Source organism: Flavobacterium gyeonganense, from assembly GCF_029625295.1.
Classification (GTDB): domain Bacteria; phylum Bacteroidota; class Bacteroidia; order Flavobacteriales; family Flavobacteriaceae; genus Flavobacterium; species Flavobacterium gyeonganense.
Genome location: NZ_CP121112.1, coordinates 4,566,800 through 4,582,971, shown reverse-complemented (window position 1 = coordinate 4,582,971; position 16,172 = coordinate 4,566,800). Strand labels below are relative to the sequence as shown.

Sequence of the window (16,172 nt, the reverse complement as noted above, 5' to 3'; positions counted from 1 at the left end):
TTATTGTATTTATTTGATTATCTTTTATTTATAAATATTCGTTTGAATCTTGATTTTTGTAATGACTAATTTTGTTATGCAAACTTAAAATAGAATATAAACAAAGTTTTCTATTTTACATAATATAAATTATAGTTCAAAACATATATCAATTAAAAAGGATTAACTTTACTAATAAAGTTAATCCTCACCATTTCAGTAGTTTCAAAGTTTTTTTGCATAAACTGCTTTACCATTCAATGAAACTTCAATTTCATTTTTTTGTTCGTTGAAAGTCGTTCTTAAAACATTTCCTTTGAAAACTGATACATCGCCGTAAATCTTTCCGGTTTCCGATGACACATATTCGAATAATAATTTTTTATTGTCAGGCTCAATTCCTAATTTATAGCTTGAGAATTTAGTGCCCTTTAAATCGAATTGTTGTTGTGAATCAATGATTTTTCCGTCTGCATAAAAATTTGTGATGGACTTGTTAAGCGTAATATCCGGATAATATTCATTTACCTTTTTAAGAAGTTCGTATTGTGATGCACTCACTTCTTCAATTTTTGATGAAATGGTCTGTGCAAATGAAATTGTGCTAAAAATAAGAGCTAATAATAGTGTGAATTTTTTCATAATTTAATTTTTTAATTAGTGTGATAATGTTTCTCTATTTTACATAATTCCCGTATTTTGGGATAAATGTTATTATTTGAGATATTAAGGTACTAAATATTTACCTTTGTCTGAAATTAAAAGCGATATTTTAAGGAAATGACAACAAAAAAATACGTAAAACTCATACTTATTCTTGGATCTATGACTGCACTTGGTCCTTTTTCAATAGATATGTATCTCCCAGGGTTTTCAGGAATTGCCGCAGATTTACATACTAGTGTAGCAAAAGTTTCAATGAGTCTGTCAAGTTATTTTATTGGTATTTCTGCAGGTCAGTTGCTTTATGGTCCTTTATTAGATCGTTTTGGGAGAAAGAAACCTTTATTTTTTGGTTTACTCGTTTATATTTTAGCTTCTTTAGGATGTGTATATGTAGCAAATATTGATACTTTTATATTTCTGCGATTTATTCAGGCAGTTGGAAGTTGTGCAGCAACGGTTGCTTCTGTTGCTATGGTTAGGGATTTATTTCCTGTAAAGGATATCCCGAAAGTTTTTTCTCTACTCATGCTTGTTCTTGGTCTTTCGCCAATGCTGGCGCCAACTATTGGTGGTTACATAACTGAAGACTACGGCTGGCATATAGTGTTTTTGATCTTAATGTGTATGGGAATTGCTATTCTTATAGCTTCACAAATTGGTCTTCCAAACACTTACAAACCTGATACTTCGATTTCGTTAAAACCAAAGCCAATCATTTTGAATTTTTTAAAAGTAGTTAAAAACCCACAATTTTTTACTTATGCCTTTACAGGTTCAATTGCTTTTTCAGGATTATTTTCATACGTGGCGGCCTCCCCGATTATTTTTATGGATATCTATCATGTCGATGCTAAGACATATGGATGGATTTTTGCTTTTATGTCAGTAAGTTTTATTGGTTCCAGTCAGTTGAATTCGGTTTTATTAAAGAAATTTTCCAGTGAACAGATGATATTTAGTGCCCTAATTACACAGTCATTAATAAGTATTGTTTTTCTGATTCTTTCATGGAATAAACTTATAGGATTATATGGAACTATTGGAATGTTGTTTTTATTTTTAGGATGTTTGGGGATTTCTAATCCCAATACAGCCGGACTTACACTAGCTCCTTTTGCTAAAAATGCCGGAAGTGCCTCTGCGTTGATGGGAGCCATCCAGCTTGGTTTAGGGGCTCTGGCTTCTTTTGCTGTAGGTAGTTTTGTCAAAGATTCTGTTGTTCCAATGGTAGTAATTATGACATCAACTACTATTTTAGCATTTATTATTCTAAATATAGGAAAACGCTTCATCAAAGAAAAAATAGAAGCATCCTCTGAAGATGAAATTACGATTGGTCATTAAAAATTATATGAAATCATATATGAAAAAACCGGAATTAAAAAAATTCCGGTTTTTTTTATGGCTGTTTTTTATCTGGTCTGATAATCATTCTAAGTGATTGATCTCTTGCAAAATAAGCGACCATCCAATTGTAAAAAGTATTTATTCTGTTCCTGTAAGTGATTAATGAAATTAAATGAACAAATAGCCAAATAAACCATGCAAAAAATCCTTTAAAATGCCATTTAGGTTTTGGTAAATCAACTACGGCTTTGTTTTTCCCTATAATTGCCATTGACCCTTTATCTTTGTAAATGAATGGTTTAAGCGTCTTGTTCTCAAGAGTAGCTTTAAAATTCTTAGCAAGGTTAATTCCTTGTTGTATGGCAACCTGTGCAACCTGAGGATGTCCATTAGGGAAGTTTTTATCTGTAGTTAAAATAGCAGTATCGCCAATCGCATATATATTTTCCGTAGCATTTACTTTATTAAATGCATCCGTTGCCATTCTTCTTCCCCTGCCATAACTTTCGGCCGGCATTCCTTCAAAAATCTTAGCGGTAACACCTGCCGCCCATATTAAGTTTTTAGTTTTGATGGTTTCTCCATTTTCAAAATATACGGTGTCATCTACATAATCTGTTACCTTACTGTTCAGTTTAACAACAACACCTAATTTTGTAAGTGCTTCTAAGGTGTCTTTTTGAGAAGCTTCGCTCATTGGTGCAAGCAGTGCGTCTCCACCATCAACTAAATAAACATTACTGGCGGTGGTGTCTAATTCAGGATACTCTTTTAATAAAATGTTTTTTCGCATTTCTGCAAACATACCTGAAACCTCTACTCCTGTTGGTCCCCCACCGGCTACAACAATTGTTAGTAATTTGCGTCGTTTACGGATTTCTTTGCAAATAGCTGCTTTTTCGAGATTTTTAAGCAATGTATTTCGCATTACGATGGCATCGTTTAAGGTTTTCATCGGAATAGCATTTTTCATGACATTCTCCATACCGAAATAGCTGGTTTCAGCACCTGTAGCAAAAACCAGATGATCATATGATAATTCGCCATTGTTCAAAACTACCTTATTTTCAGCTGGAACGACTGATAGTAATTCCCCTAAACGGAATTGGAGATTCTTTTTTCCGGCAAAAAACTTCCTAAACGGATAACTGATGCTTGAAGGTTCTAAAAAAGCTGTAGCAACCTGATATATAAGGGGTGGAAAAAAATTATAATTATTCTTATCTACAAGCGTTACCTGTATTTGAGGATGATTTAGAAGTTCTTTTGCCAGATTTAATCCTGCAAAGCCCCCTCCAATGATGACTATATTCATAATGTTTTGTATTTAAGACTTTTGTGTAAAAACTATTTTGTTTGCATTACTTTATAAATTTAACACTAAATAATTTCAAGTACAAACTCATCTTCGAAATTTATTTTGAATAATTACTGCAAAGTAATAGTATTAATTTTTGTTCTAATTATTTAATTGCAACTTCATCATGATATCCGTCTGAACGTCATTCCCTAATTTAAAAATATGTTTGTCAAATTCTATAAAGCCATTTTTTGTGTAAAAACGTATTGCTTTTTTATTTTCTTCCCAAACGCCCAGCCATACGTATTTTGAATTTTGTTGTCTGGCTCTTTCTATAGCTTTTTCATAAAGTAATTGACCCACATTTTTTCCATGAAATTCTTTTGTGACATAAATACGTTCAATTTCCAGGGCATTACTATCTTTTAATTCGGTTTGCGCCTCTCCAAAGTTTATTTTTAAGTAACCAATTACCTTGTTTTCTAAAATTGCAAAATAGAATTCAGAGTTTTCATTTATAAGTTCTGTTGTTATTTTTTCGTTAGAAAATGCTTTTTCAAGATAATTTTTCATGTTTTCTTCAGAATTTGATTCTGAAAAAGTTTCCCGAAAAGTCTGTTTGCTGATTTCCTGAAGCTGATTAATTTCTTTCAGCGAAATTTTTTTTACATCAATATTGCTCATCACTAATTTTTAGAGTTGATTTATTTTTTGAACTTCTTATTAGTTCTTTCAGTTATTTCAACTTTGTTTTGTAAAACATAGTTTGCCAGTAATTTTTCAATTAGTTCCTCTTTTGTGAGATGATGAAAAACAGTTTTGACCTTTGTTTTTAAATCACTTGAAATATCGTGATTTGGTTTTGTTTTAAAAATTTGTTTTGCCCAAAGCAAAGTATTGTTTTCTTCAAGGCTAATAGCTGAAGGTTTTTTGAATTCATTAAATTTCAAACCTAATTCTCTTTCAAAATCTGCAATTTCAACAACCTCTTCATGCTGCAAAACAGTTAACGAAAGTCCCTTTGCTCCTGCCCTTGCTGTTCTTCCACTTCTGTGGACATAGTTTTCGTAAGTATCAGGCAAATGATAATTTACTACATATGAGATTTCTTTTACATCTATTCCTCTGGCAGCCAAATCCGTTGCTATTAAAATATTGATATGTCCTTCACGAAACTGCTCCATAATTCTGTCACGAATTCCCTGTGACAAACTACCGTGAAGTGCTCCTGAAGAAAAACGGTTTATAGCCAGATTTTTAGCCAGTTTGTTTACAGCAGCTTTCGTTTTACAGAAAATGATTCCGCGTTCTCCTTCTTTTGAGTTTAAAAAATGCATCAAAACATCTAATTTTTCAATAGGATCAACTACAATGTATTCGTGATCTATTCCCTGGTTTCCTACCGTTTCCATGTTAGCACTTATCTGAACTACATTTTTATTTAAGTAGTTCTGAATTAACTGTTTGATGGTTCCGGGCAATGTAGCGGAAAACAATATAGTACGATGTTTTTTAGGAAGTTCAGCAATGATTTCGTCTAAACTTTCTTTAAGGATAGCAACCATTTCGTCTGCTTCGTCTAAAATCAAATATTTGGTTTGTTTTAATTCGATTGCTTTTCGCTGAATCAAATCAATCAAGCGTCCTGGTGTTGCTACCACAATATGTGTTGGATTTTTAAGTCGTTCGATTTGAGGCTTTATTGGAATTCCGCCACAAACAGATGCAATAGAAATAGTTGGAATGTGCTTTGCGAAATCTTCCAGATTCTTGAAAATCTGCTGTCCAAGTTCTCTGGTTGGTGCTAAAATAACAGCCTGAACAACCGGGGATTCAGTATTTACTGATTGTAATATTGGTAATCCGAAAGCAGCTGTTTTTCCAGTTCCTGTTTTGGCTAAGCCAACCAGATCATGTGTTTCAGATAAAAGTAACGGAATTGTTTTTTGCTGAATTTCGGTTGGCTCAACAATGTTCAGTTCACTTAGTGCTTTTAAAATTGGTACTGAAATTCCTAATGATGCAAATTGCTTAGACATTGTTTTTATTTTTAAATTTTGAATTGTCCACTTAGATATGTGGATTTAAATTGTTCTTTTGAGATAATTAATATCTTATAAAAACTAAAGCCCTAGCCCTGATGGAAACGGCATCCTTTTATGCCGGTCCCGATAGCTATCGGGAGGCATAAAAGATATAGTGTACAGCAGGAAAGAGCTTCTTAATAAATGAAATAATAATTTTAAAGTTGGATTGATTCCCCGATTTTGAGAAGCATCAAATCTTTTCCTTTATCAAAAAATTTACGGATCGATTGTTCGTGATTGATTTCGATGTAACCAAATGTATCGTAGTGATAGCCGAGAATTTTGTCGCACTCTATAAAATCAGAAGCGATAATAGCATCATCAATATCCATTGTAAAATTATCTCCGACTGGCAAAATAGCCAAATCCAGTTTTGTTCTCAAAGGAATCAGTTTCATATCCATTGTTAGTGCTGTATCTCCGGCGATGTAGATGTTTTTATGTTCACTTTCAATTACAAAACCTCCGGGATTCCCTCCATACGTACCGTCAGGAAAGGAACTTGAGTGAATAGCACTAACATATTTCACCTTTCCAAAATCAAATTTCCAGCTTCCTCCATGGTTCATAGGATGTGCTTTTAAACCTAATTTTGCATAATAACTTGCGATTTCGGCATTTGAAACAATGGTCGCTTCTGTTCGATTTGCGATTGCCTCAACATCCAGAACGTGATCGCCATGTGCGTGGGTAAGCAAAATATAATCTGCTTTTAATGTGCTTATATCAATCGCAGATGCTAATGGATTTCCTGTAATAAAAGGGTCGACAATGATATGCTTACCTCCTACTTCAATTGCTAAAGATGCGTGGCCAAAATATGTAATTTTCATTTGATAAAATTTTAAAGTGAAACAATTATCTTCCTCCTAAAAAAAGATTTACAATAATGTCTGAAATTAATGAAATCATACAAACTGTTAATAAGATAGAAAGTAAAAAAGTGCTTATTGCTAATTTTTTTAATTCCGGATCTAACAGCTTAGGATTCTGATTTTTATAAACAGTAATTAAATGTTTAGTTAAAGGTATGTAAGCAAGTAAAAAGAGATACTGGTCGAATCTGTAATTGCTTAAAACAGCAAAAATAATTACTAAAAGCATTGCCGTAATTATCAATGAAAAGTGATAAATTTTGGCTTTTTTTCCTCCTATTTGAACTACAATTGTGTTCTTTCCTGATTTTCTGTCTGACTCTTCATCACGCATATTGTTCAGGTTTAAAACCCCGACACTTAATAAGCCAATTGAAATAGCCGGTAAAATCAAAAGCGGGTCAACTTCTTTGGTATGCAGAAAATTAACGCCTAAAGTACTTACAAGTCCGAAGAAAACAAAAACGAATACATCTCCAAAACCTCTGTAACCATAGGCAGAATTACCAACTGTGTAACGAATTGCAGAAGCAATAGCTGTGATTCCGAGTATTAAAAAGAAGATAGAATACCCAAAATTATTTTCTCCGAAAGCAAAATATATTAAAATAATCGCAGACAAAAGCGTTAATAATGAAGTGATTATAATTGCTTTTTTCATGGCCTGCGGTGTAATTGTACCACTCTGGATAGCTCTTTGCGGACCTACTCTGTCAGCGTTATCAGTTCCTTTTACCCCATCCCCATAATCATTTGCGAAATTGGATAAAACCTGTAGCCCCAGTGTTGTTAAGAGTGCAAAGCCAAAAACTTTCCAGCTGAAAACTTCTGTTGGTGTATTGACAGTTTCTGTTGGATTAGATAAAGCATAGATACTTCCTACTATAATTCCGGAAACTGATAAAGGTAATGTGCGCAATCTGGCGGCTTCAATCCAATGTTTCATTATTATCGTTTATTCATTAATTGTTTTGAATCGTTTATTTGATTCTATTATGCCTATTATTAATTTTTCAATTATGGGAGCCATTTATTTTCTCCAAAATTCGGCTTTCTTTTTTCCAAAAAGGCATTTCTTCCTTCTTTAGCCTCTTCGGTCATATAGGCAAGACGTGTTGCTTCTCCCGCAAATACCTGCTGTCCAACCATTCCGTCGTCTGTCAGATTCATGGCGAATTTTAGCATTTTTATAGAAGTAGGGGATTTTTGAAGAATTTCCTGGGCCCATTCGTATGCGGTTGCTTCCAGTTCATCATGAGGAATGACTGCATTTACCATTCCCATTTCGAAAGCTTCCTGAGCAGAATAATTTCTTCCTAAAAAGAAAATCTCACGTGCCTTCTTCTGACCTACCATTTTTGCCAGGTAAGCTGATCCATATCCACCATCAAAGCTGGTTACATCAGCATCTGTTTGCTTAAAAATAGCGTGTTCTTTACTTGCCAGTGTCATGTCGCAAACCACATGTAAACTATGACCACCGCCAACTGCCCAGCCTGGAACAACTGCAATTACAACTTTTGGCATAAAACGAATTAATCGCTGCACTTCAAGAATATTTAAACGGTGTTGCCCATCATCTCCCACATAGCCTTGGTGGCCGCGTGCATTTTGATCTCCTCCACTACAAAAAGAATATACGCCATCTTTTGTTGACGGACCTTCGGCAGATAGCAAAACTACTCCTATTGAAGTATCTTCCTGTGCATCGTAAAAAGCCTGATACAACTCTGATGTTGTTTTTGGTCGAAAAGCATTCCTTACATTCGGTCTATTAAAAGCTATTCGTGCAACTCCGTTACATTTTTTATAGGTGATATCTTCGAATTCTCTGGCAGTTATCCAATCCATTTTATGTTATTTTGTTTTAAATAATTATAGTGTAAAAATAAATCATTTTTACATCTTTACCTACTCAATTCTTTGCTAGTACTTTTTTTGAACAATATTTCAGGACATTTTAAGAGTACTAAAATAAAAATAACACTTTTTAACACTTACTTTTGAAAAAAAATAATTAATTTTACAACCTAGAAATCAATAAGATACATTTTTTTTATTGATTTCTATAATGATTTCTTTTCACTGATTTATTAACCTAAAAAATGACTTTTTTTGAGAAAAATTAAAAAAATTGTCGCTCATTTTTTTATGGTTTTTAATTACAAAACTAAAAACAATGAGCAAATGATTTATTCATATGTTTCAACTTCAAGAAAAAAATAGTAACACCAAAGGTTAAATAGTAGAATTGTTATTTCAATTTATCAAAGAGATTACGATAGATGAGAATTAAAATTGAAAACTTTCTAAAAATATATTACAAAACCAAAGGGTAAGCCGTGAAATTGATTGATTGTTATTGAATAGATGAATCAATTGTTTAAAAGACATACGTTAAAAAAGTAAATCTTAAAATTCGTAAAATTTTTACTTTTAAAAATGCATTAAAAATTATTTTATTTCTGTTTTTTTTTAATTACAATTTTTTAAAACTAGAATAAAAAGAGGAAGGCTATTCGTATAAGGATAGCCTTTCTTGTTACTATAAAATATTTTTAAGGGTTTAGCTATGTTTTTTAGCAGGTAAATTTTTAATAAATAAGTATTTTCTGTAAGCTGGTTTATATTTATATACTGAATATTGCTACTTAGCATTTTTGAACCTGAGAAAATGTTTCTGCACCTGACTTATTTTAAGAACGTAAAAAATATTCGTTTTTATTTTATTCACTACCAATGAATTAAAAAATAACTTAAAATTAAGTTCAATTTTTGTTTGCAAACATCAAAAACGTTCCTATATTTGCAACCGCTTAGAACAACAAAGCGCAACAATGCTGAGATCGGGGAGATACTCAAGCGGCCAACGAGGGCAGACTGTAAATCTGCTGTGTGAACTTCGCAGGTTCGAATCCTGCTCTCCCCACAAAAAGGGAATAAGAAACGAAAATTTTTCAATCTTTTCAAAAAGCCTAAAAAAACATCGTAAAGCCTGCAAATCGTAAGATTCGCAGGCTTTTTTTGTTTTTCTGCACTTTTCATATTTTTTAAAACGGATCAACACTAGTCCTTTTGCTTTTGCCGCAATTACACTTGGTTTCTCCCCGTCCTGTGTTGAAGTTATGCGAATGAGACGTCTGCCGGTTACAGGGCAGACCACTGTCAATAATTAAAACATTTCTTAATGCTATTCCCAAAGCCATAGCTGCAGAAAGCCCTGAATAGCTTCCGCCAACTATGATTACGTCAAAATTTTTGTTATCTGTCATTTCGTTAAAATTTAAAAATGATGTTATTGGTAAAGGTAAAACTAAGACTGCTATAGCGAGCCCTCCTTGTTTAATCAATTCTCTTCTTGATATTTTTTTACTTCTACTATTTGGTTTGATATATAAATTATTTGACCGGCAGAATAAATTTATTTTGCCGATCTTACACTTTTATGAATTGTATTTTCAAACATTGGATAGGCGTAATTATTAAGGAATAGTACCATTCCTGCCATTTTCCCTACGATGTTTCGGAATTTTGGATTTTTGGTATTTATCACTTTGATAATTTTGTCAACTATTACAGAAGGCTCTTCTCCATTAGCCAAACCATTTTTGATATAGTGATTCACCTGCTCTTTATAGTTTCTATATTCTGATATATTGCCATCAACAGCAATCATATTCTTGCCAATATTTGTTTTTGCCCACATAGGTTCTACCATGCTAACCTTGATATTAAATTGACTGACCTCAAAACGCAATGACTCAAAAAATCCTTCCAAAGCATGTTTGGATGCAGCATAAATTGGATGCATAGGCAGCGATATAAGTCCCATCATTGAGCTAACTGTAATAATTTGACCAAATTGTTGTTTTCTGAAATAAGGCAATATTGCTTTTGTTACATTTACTGTTCCCCAAAAGTTAGTTTCGAATTGAAGTTTCCCTGCCTTCTGTTGAAGTTTCCTCTGCCAATCCGGTGAGCATATAACCCGCATTATTAACCAAAATATCCAGTTGATTTACGGTTTCAAAAATTTGTCTGGTAAATTCTTTTATCGAATTCTCATTCGTAATGTCCAAAGCCATTACTTTAAAAGAAACAGTGGCTTGTAGTTTTTCTGGATGGCGACTTGTACCAATTATCGTATGACCTTGCTCATAGAATTAATTGGCTAACATCAAGCCAAAACCTGATGATGCACCCGTTATTAAAATTGTTTTTTTCATCTTATTATTTTATTTTTTTAACCACACGGAAACATAGTTTTTATACCTTTTTAGATGCTTTGACTATGCAGCTCTTTTTATTTTATATTTCTGTGTGGCTTATAATTTATAAATGTTTTACTAATTAAATGTTTGATTTATAGTTTTTCAAAAGACGGCGGAATCAGTTTATACATTACCGGAGTTACAATTCGTGCCAAGATTGTCGAACTTATCAAGCCGCCAATTAGTACAATTGCTAAAGGCGATATTTGAGGATTGGAATTGAGAGCCAGAGGAATCAGACCGCAGATTGCAGTAACTGATGTTAAAACTACCGGAAGAAAACGGGTTTCTCCTGCAATGGCAATCGCCTCGTCAATGGACTTTCCATCCTGTCTTAATTGATTTGTAAAATCGACCAGAAGAAGGGAATTCTTGACCTGGATTCCAGATAGTCCAATAAAGCCAATAATAGAAACCAGTGACATTGGATTTCCTGATACTATTAAAAACAGTACACCCCCTAAGATACCTAACGGAATGATTGACATTACGATAATGATGCCTTTAAATGTTTTAAATTGAAGCAGCAAGACAGCAATAAACAAGAACGTACTCAATATGATTACAGAAAGAAAGTTGCCTCCCAAAGCATCCCCTTCCGATTCTTTTTCTCCTGATAGTTTGTAATAATACCCTTTAGGCATTTCAAGTTTATCCAGTTTTGGTATAATATCTACGAGCATATCATTGGCTAGATAACCATTTTTTGTCATGGCACTTACTTTGGAAAAGCGTGATTTATTAAAGTGGTTTATGGCTGTTGGTGCTGTTTCAAAAGATACTGTCGCAATTTGATTTAATGCTATTGGCGTTCCCTGAATATTATTTACATATAAATTTTTCAATGCATCAAGATTAGAAAACTTATCCCTTGGTAAGGTGATAGTTACATTTCTCGCATCTCCACGATCATCTATATAATTCCCTACGGTTAAACCAGCAACAGCTAGTCGGATTACCTTGTCGATTTCGCTTGTCAGTACGCCCAAAGTTCTTGCCTTTTCTTTATTAATTTTTACTTTAACATCTGTCTTATAAGTATTCAGCTCATTGTTGATGTATACAGTTCCTTCCTGATCTCTCAGTATGTTTTCTACCTGGGAGGATAATTTACGTAAAACAGACTGGTCTTCGCCAAATAACCGCACTACAATATTTCCCTCCAATGGCGGTCCCTGTTCAAAATCTTTTACCTCTATTTTTGCGTGAGGCATCGTTTTAAAGGCATTACGCAATTCTTTTATTAAATTAGTTTTGTCTGAAGGTTTTGTTTCATCTTCCAACTGCACGAAAATTTGGGCGTAATCAGATTTTCTGTCCTGTGGATGCACATTGTAATAAATCTGTGGGTTTCCGTGTCCCACATTTGAAGTATAATAAACAATCTCTTTGTGTTTCTTCAACTCTGTTTCCACCACTTTTGTAACCCTGTCACTTTCCGAAATATTGGCCTGCAGAGGCATTTTAATGTTGACTAAAAACATAGGCTTTTCTGAAGTCGGGAACAATTTAAATCCGGCTACCAAAAACAATCCAAAGGCCACCAAACTTAAAAATACAGAAATGGCAATTGTGGTTTTCGGAAATTTCAATGCTTTTGGCATAATGCCGCTGTAAGCTCTGGTCAGAAACTTTTGCAGATATTGAAGAAAGATGTTTCCTTCGGCGTGATCATGTGTTTTTAAAAATCGGCTGCCCAAAAACGGGACAAGTGTCAGCGCTACGATCATAGAAGCCAGTACACTAGTGATAACTGCCATAGGTAGGCTTTTTAGAAACTCACCTGCCATATCAGGAAGGAAAGTCAATGGTAAAAAGGCAATTACCAAAGTAGCCGTAGTACCTACAACAGCAATACCTATCTGCTGTGTACCTTTTAAAACGGCATCCATCTTAGAATGTCCTTCACGCAGCCAGCGTTCAATGTTTTCAACCACCACAATACTATCATCCACCAATAACCCCAGAGCAACTACCAGCCCCACAATACTCAATTGGTTTAAGGAATATCCCAGGGCATTCAGTGCTATTAATCCTAAAGCCAGCGATAGCGGTATGGATATCATAACGATTAGTGATGCTCTTCCGCCTAATGGAATTAATGTAATGACAACCAAAACAATGGCTAACCCAAAATCGAAGCCCAGATGTCCCAAACGGGTTGCCACCATATCAGCCTGGTCAAAGTTTTTTACCAGTTTGATGTTAGCAGGCAGGTCTTTAGAAAATGCATCTATTATCGGTAAGTATTCTTTTTGGATATCGCTGATATTTACATTGTCCTTCAGCCCTGCAGTAACCAAAACACATCGGTGTCCGTTAATCCTGGTAATATGGTTTACCACTTCAGATTTATATCCTACTTCGGCTATATCTTTCATGTAGATGATTTTCCCGTTGGCATTGTAAACCAACGTATTGGCAACATCATCTGCATTTTTAAATTTACCGCTTGTTTTTACATTGAATACTTTGGTATCCATATCAATACTCCCGCCGGGAATATCGACAGCTTCACTTTGCAGACTTCCCATAACTACATTTAATGGGATTCTAAATTGTGCCAATTTTTCCAAATTCAAATCTACACGGATTTCCTGCTCTGGAATTCCATGGTATTTTACCTCCTTAAGATTGGTTATCTTTTCAATTCTTGTCTTTAGTTTATCGGCCTCATCACGCAGTTTTTTATCAGAAGCATTCTCTGAAACCAGAGCAACCTGAAGAATCTTTACATCCGAAGACGAAATTTTTTCCGTCTTAATCTGATAGATATCTTTGGGAAGTTCACTGCTTTTAAGTGCATTCATCTCAGTTGAAATTTCCTGATATTTATTATCAATATCCACTCCATATTTGAATTTTACCTCAAAAGCGGCTACACCATCTTCTACGGTTGTCAGTATTTTTTCGATATTATCCAATCCGTAAATTTTATTTTCGATAGGTTTTACAACCTGTTCCTCCATATCTTTTGGACTAGTACCTGGATAAATAACGGTAATCAGATATTGTGGAGGATGTGTTGCCGGATCTTCCGATCTTGGCATCGTGAATAAGGTCAGAACCCCTACCACTGCCACTAATAGCGCCAGAATCAGTGTGAACTGATAATTTTTAACAGAAAAGTTTGTAATTTTCATACGATTCGTTATTTAATGATTTTGATAGTGGATTGTTCGTTTAGGTAAGCACTGTTGGAAATAACTATTTGATCGTTTTTTTGAAGCCCGTCTTTTATACATACCTTGTCCTTCTCAAAATTATTGATCGTAACAGGCTGGCGTTTTACCTTGTTGTTTTCTACAACAAATACAAAGGCTTTATTTCCATCGGCTTCAATCAGTGAATTATAAGGGATGATGATAAAATCTTCGGCTTTATCGGCCTTGATTTCCGCCTTTCCGAACATACCCACTGCCGGCTTGCTGTTTTTCATATTCAGTTTTAATTCTACCTGAAAAGAACCAAGTGCAGCATCTGCCGCTTGCGACTTCCTAAAAACAGCGGCATCAAAGCTTTCACCAGGAAACCCATCAAGGCTAACAACCGCTTTCTGGCCTATTTTTACAGCTGCCCATTCCTGATCTGTCAGACCAACTTTTAGAAGGTAATTGTTGTTTTGGCGGGTTTCGTTTATGGATAGAATTGGAGACCCTGCTCCCACAACTTCACCTGCATTAGCAATTTTTGAAGTAACAAAACCGTCTGCGGCGGCATATATTTTCGCATAACGGGCATTAAAAGCAACGGCTTCTTTCTGTTTTTTAGCGATGTCAAGTGCTGTTTTTGTGTTTTGAAGCTGCTCTAAAGTATATACACTATCTTTATAAAGGTTCAAAGCACGTGTATAATCACGCTCAAATTTCTTGACGTTCAGGTCGGATTGATTCAGTCCAGAACCGATTTCAGTTGCGTCTAAGCTGGCCAGAAGCTGCCCTTTTTTAAAAAACTGTCCTTCTTCTACATAAATATGGCTGATAACTCCGCCTATTTTGAACGAGTAATTGGCTTGATTTTCTGTTGTTACCAATCCTGATACACTTATATTGTGAGTAAGTGTAAGAGATCCGGCTGTTGCAGTCTTGATCGGGATAACATCTGCAGCTTCGAAAGGTGTATGCTCTTTTTTTCTTCCTTGCAGGCGAAGAAGAGTGGTAATGCGAATAGGAAAATAACTATTGATTTTTTACTTATAAGTGCAAATTTGATTTTTTTGTATTCGTGATCCGAGCCATTTTGGCGAACGGATGCAGTAATCTTTGATTTCATGATCTTATTTTTTTATTGATTTAAGGTAAAAGTTGCATTGGCTCTTTCTAATTCTGCATAGGCAATCCAGGAATTAAAAAGTGCTATATTTGTATTGAGCTGGGCATTTACCCACTGATTTTGAGCATCCAGGAGTTCAATATAGATGGCCTGACCTTCTTTATACAATTTGGTTATATCATCATTGTAATTTTTGGCAGACTCTTTTTGATTCTTATTCGCTTTGAATTGTTCCAAAGCGGATTGTAGATTATTTTGCGTAACCTGAAACTGAAGCAGCAGCTGCTGTTTTACATTGTCTATTTGTGAGCTTATCTTTTTATTGTCTTCTTCTACTTGTCTGAGTTTGTACTTGTTCTTATTGCCCGAAAAAATATTCCACTCCAAGGCAACACCTGCGAAATAATAGCGTGAGTCTTTATTTATTTCAAAATCAAAATCCTGAAAACCGACATCGGCAAAAGCACTTAATTTTGGAAACCAATACGATTGTGTCAGCTTACTTACATTTCCATTAAGCTCTTTAGCCAGACCAAGTTTTGCTAGTTCTTCCCTGTTCTGGGTATTCTCACTGACCATAGCTTCAGGCAACAGCTCATTCTGATTATCAGCTTCTATTTCAGAATCAAGCTGCTGGTTAATTAAGAAGTTAAAATATGATTTTGCATTATTGCTTGTCTGCTTTGCAGTTTGAAGATTTGATTCTATGCGAATTACCTCGTTTTCACTGCGTAAAACTGCCGTACGGTTTATTTTCTCATTTTTGAATAAGGATTGGTTTACCCTCTCGTTTTCTTTAACCAGTTTTAAAGCATCTTCATAGATTTTAATTCCCTCAATAGACTGGAGGTATTTGTAGTAAGCAATTTTGATTTCCTTTACCAGCTCCCTTTTGTAAATTTCGAGTTCTGTTTTCTGTAATGAATTTTGCTGCGTTTTGATTCTCTTGTTGTAGATGATTTCAAAATTCAGCAATGGCATAGTAGTGTGAATTTTGGCATCGTAAAAATTATCAGGATTTATGAGAACTGACTGATTTTGTAAAGCCGGAAAAGCATTTGAATTGGTCAGTTGGTTCAATGTGCTGTACACTGAATTAAGCATATCTCGAATAGGAATATCTATTGTTCTCCCGCCTTCAGCCTTTGTGTAATTGGCATTTAGGGAAACACTTGGGTAAAAAAGTGAATGTGCTTCTTTTAATGCATAAAGACTTTTGTTGATATCAAAATTATGCTGCTTGATGATTTCATTGTTTTTTAATCCGGTTTCAATATAACCGTCTAGTTTACTTTGGGAATATGTATGATACCCTAGTAAGATTGTCATTAGAAATAGCGTTTTTTTCATTACATTGTTTGTTATTTGAACTATG

General features: G+C 34.4%; 13 protein-coding genes, 1 tRNA gene and 1 pseudogene. 2 read left to right on the top strand and 13 right to left on the bottom strand.

Going from position 1 to position 16,172, the window contains the following annotated elements; genetic code table 11:
• Positions 1–204 precede the first annotated feature (204 nt).
• Positions 205–621, bottom strand: a complete 417-nt coding sequence (locus P5P89_RS19645) for a hypothetical protein (protein WP_278009840.1) — start codon at positions 619–621, stop codon at positions 205–207.
• Between the two features lie 138 nt (positions 622–759).
• On the opposite strand from P5P89_RS19645, the gene P5P89_RS19640 reads away from it, so the two are divergent.
• On the top strand, positions 760–1,989 hold the full coding sequence (locus tag P5P89_RS19640) for a multidrug effflux MFS transporter (RefSeq protein ID WP_278009839.1): 1,230 nt from the start codon (positions 760–762) through the stop codon (positions 1,987–1,989).
• A gap of 55 nt (positions 1,990–2,044) precedes the next feature.
• Here P5P89_RS19640 and P5P89_RS19635 read toward each other — a convergent pair whose 3' ends face one another.
• The 6 genes from P5P89_RS19635 to P5P89_RS19610 all read right to left on the bottom strand — a co-directional run bounded on the left by P5P89_RS19635 (position 2,045) and on the right by P5P89_RS19610 (position 8,105).
• On the bottom strand, positions 2,045–3,307 hold the full coding sequence (locus tag P5P89_RS19635; protein WP_278009838.1) for an NAD(P)/FAD-dependent oxidoreductase: 1,263 nt from the start codon (positions 3,305–3,307) through the stop codon (positions 2,045–2,047).
• Positions 3,308–3,451: 144 nt separating this feature from the next.
• Complete coding sequence (locus P5P89_RS19630; protein ID WP_278009837.1) at positions 3,452–3,976, bottom strand: GNAT family N-acetyltransferase; 525 nt, start codon at positions 3,974–3,976, stop codon at positions 3,452–3,454.
• 20 nt (positions 3,977–3,996) lie between these two features.
• On the bottom strand, positions 3,997–5,331 hold the full coding sequence (locus P5P89_RS19625; protein WP_278009836.1) for a DEAD/DEAH box helicase: 1,335 nt from the start codon (positions 5,329–5,331) through the stop codon (positions 3,997–3,999).
• A 203-nt stretch (positions 5,332–5,534) separates the two neighbouring features.
• Positions 5,535–6,212, bottom strand: a complete 678-nt coding sequence (locus P5P89_RS19620; RefSeq protein ID WP_278009835.1) for a metal-dependent hydrolase — start codon at positions 6,210–6,212, stop codon at positions 5,535–5,537.
• Positions 6,213–6,237: 25 nt separating this feature from the next.
• Positions 6,238–7,200 (bottom strand): 1,4-dihydroxy-2-naphthoate octaprenyltransferase, encoded by a 963-nt coding sequence (gene menA / locus P5P89_RS19615; RefSeq protein WP_278009834.1) that lies wholly within the window; start codon positions 7,198–7,200, stop codon positions 6,238–6,240.
• A gap of 71 nt (positions 7,201–7,271) precedes the next feature.
• On the bottom strand, positions 7,272–8,105 hold the full coding sequence (locus P5P89_RS19610) for a 1,4-dihydroxy-2-naphthoyl-CoA synthase (protein ID WP_012024845.1): 834 nt from the start codon (positions 8,103–8,105) through the stop codon (positions 7,272–7,274).
• A 997-nt stretch (positions 8,106–9,102) separates the two neighbouring features.
• Here P5P89_RS19610 and P5P89_RS19605 point away from each other — a divergent pair.
• Positions 9,103–9,183, top strand: a tRNA-Tyr gene (locus tag P5P89_RS19605).
• A gap of 144 nt (positions 9,184–9,327) precedes the next feature.
• On the opposite strand, the pseudogene P5P89_RS19600 reads toward P5P89_RS19605, so the two are convergent.
• The 6 genes and pseudogenes from P5P89_RS19600 to P5P89_RS19575 all read right to left on the bottom strand — a co-directional run.
• Positions 9,328–9,526 (bottom strand): annotated as a pseudogene (locus P5P89_RS19600) (NAD(P)/FAD-dependent oxidoreductase); the annotation flags it as partial.
• Positions 9,527–9,675: 149 nt separating this feature from the next.
• Complete coding sequence (locus tag P5P89_RS19595) at positions 9,676–10,248, bottom strand: SDR family NAD(P)-dependent oxidoreductase (protein ID WP_278009833.1); 573 nt, start codon at positions 10,246–10,248, stop codon at positions 9,676–9,678.
• Complete coding sequence (locus P5P89_RS19590) at positions 10,175–10,393, bottom strand: SDR family oxidoreductase (RefSeq protein WP_278012043.1); 219 nt, start codon at positions 10,391–10,393, stop codon at positions 10,175–10,177. The genes P5P89_RS19595 and P5P89_RS19590 overlap by 74 nt, the downstream gene beginning before the upstream one ends.
• A gap of 224 nt (positions 10,394–10,617) precedes the next feature.
• Complete coding sequence (locus P5P89_RS19585; protein ID WP_278009832.1) at positions 10,618–13,668, bottom strand: efflux RND transporter permease subunit; 3,051 nt, start codon at positions 13,666–13,668, stop codon at positions 10,618–10,620.
• 8 nt (positions 13,669–13,676) lie between these two features.
• Entirely contained in the window at positions 13,677–14,558 is an 882-nt protein-coding gene (locus P5P89_RS19580; RefSeq protein ID WP_278009831.1) for an efflux RND transporter periplasmic adaptor subunit, read from the bottom strand.
• Between the two features lie 251 nt (positions 14,559–14,809).
• Positions 14,810–16,126: a TolC family protein gene (locus P5P89_RS19575; RefSeq protein WP_278009830.1), complete on the bottom strand. Its 1,317-nt coding sequence runs from the start codon at positions 16,124–16,126 to the stop codon at positions 14,810–14,812.
• Positions 16,127–16,172: the final 46 nt, after the last annotated feature.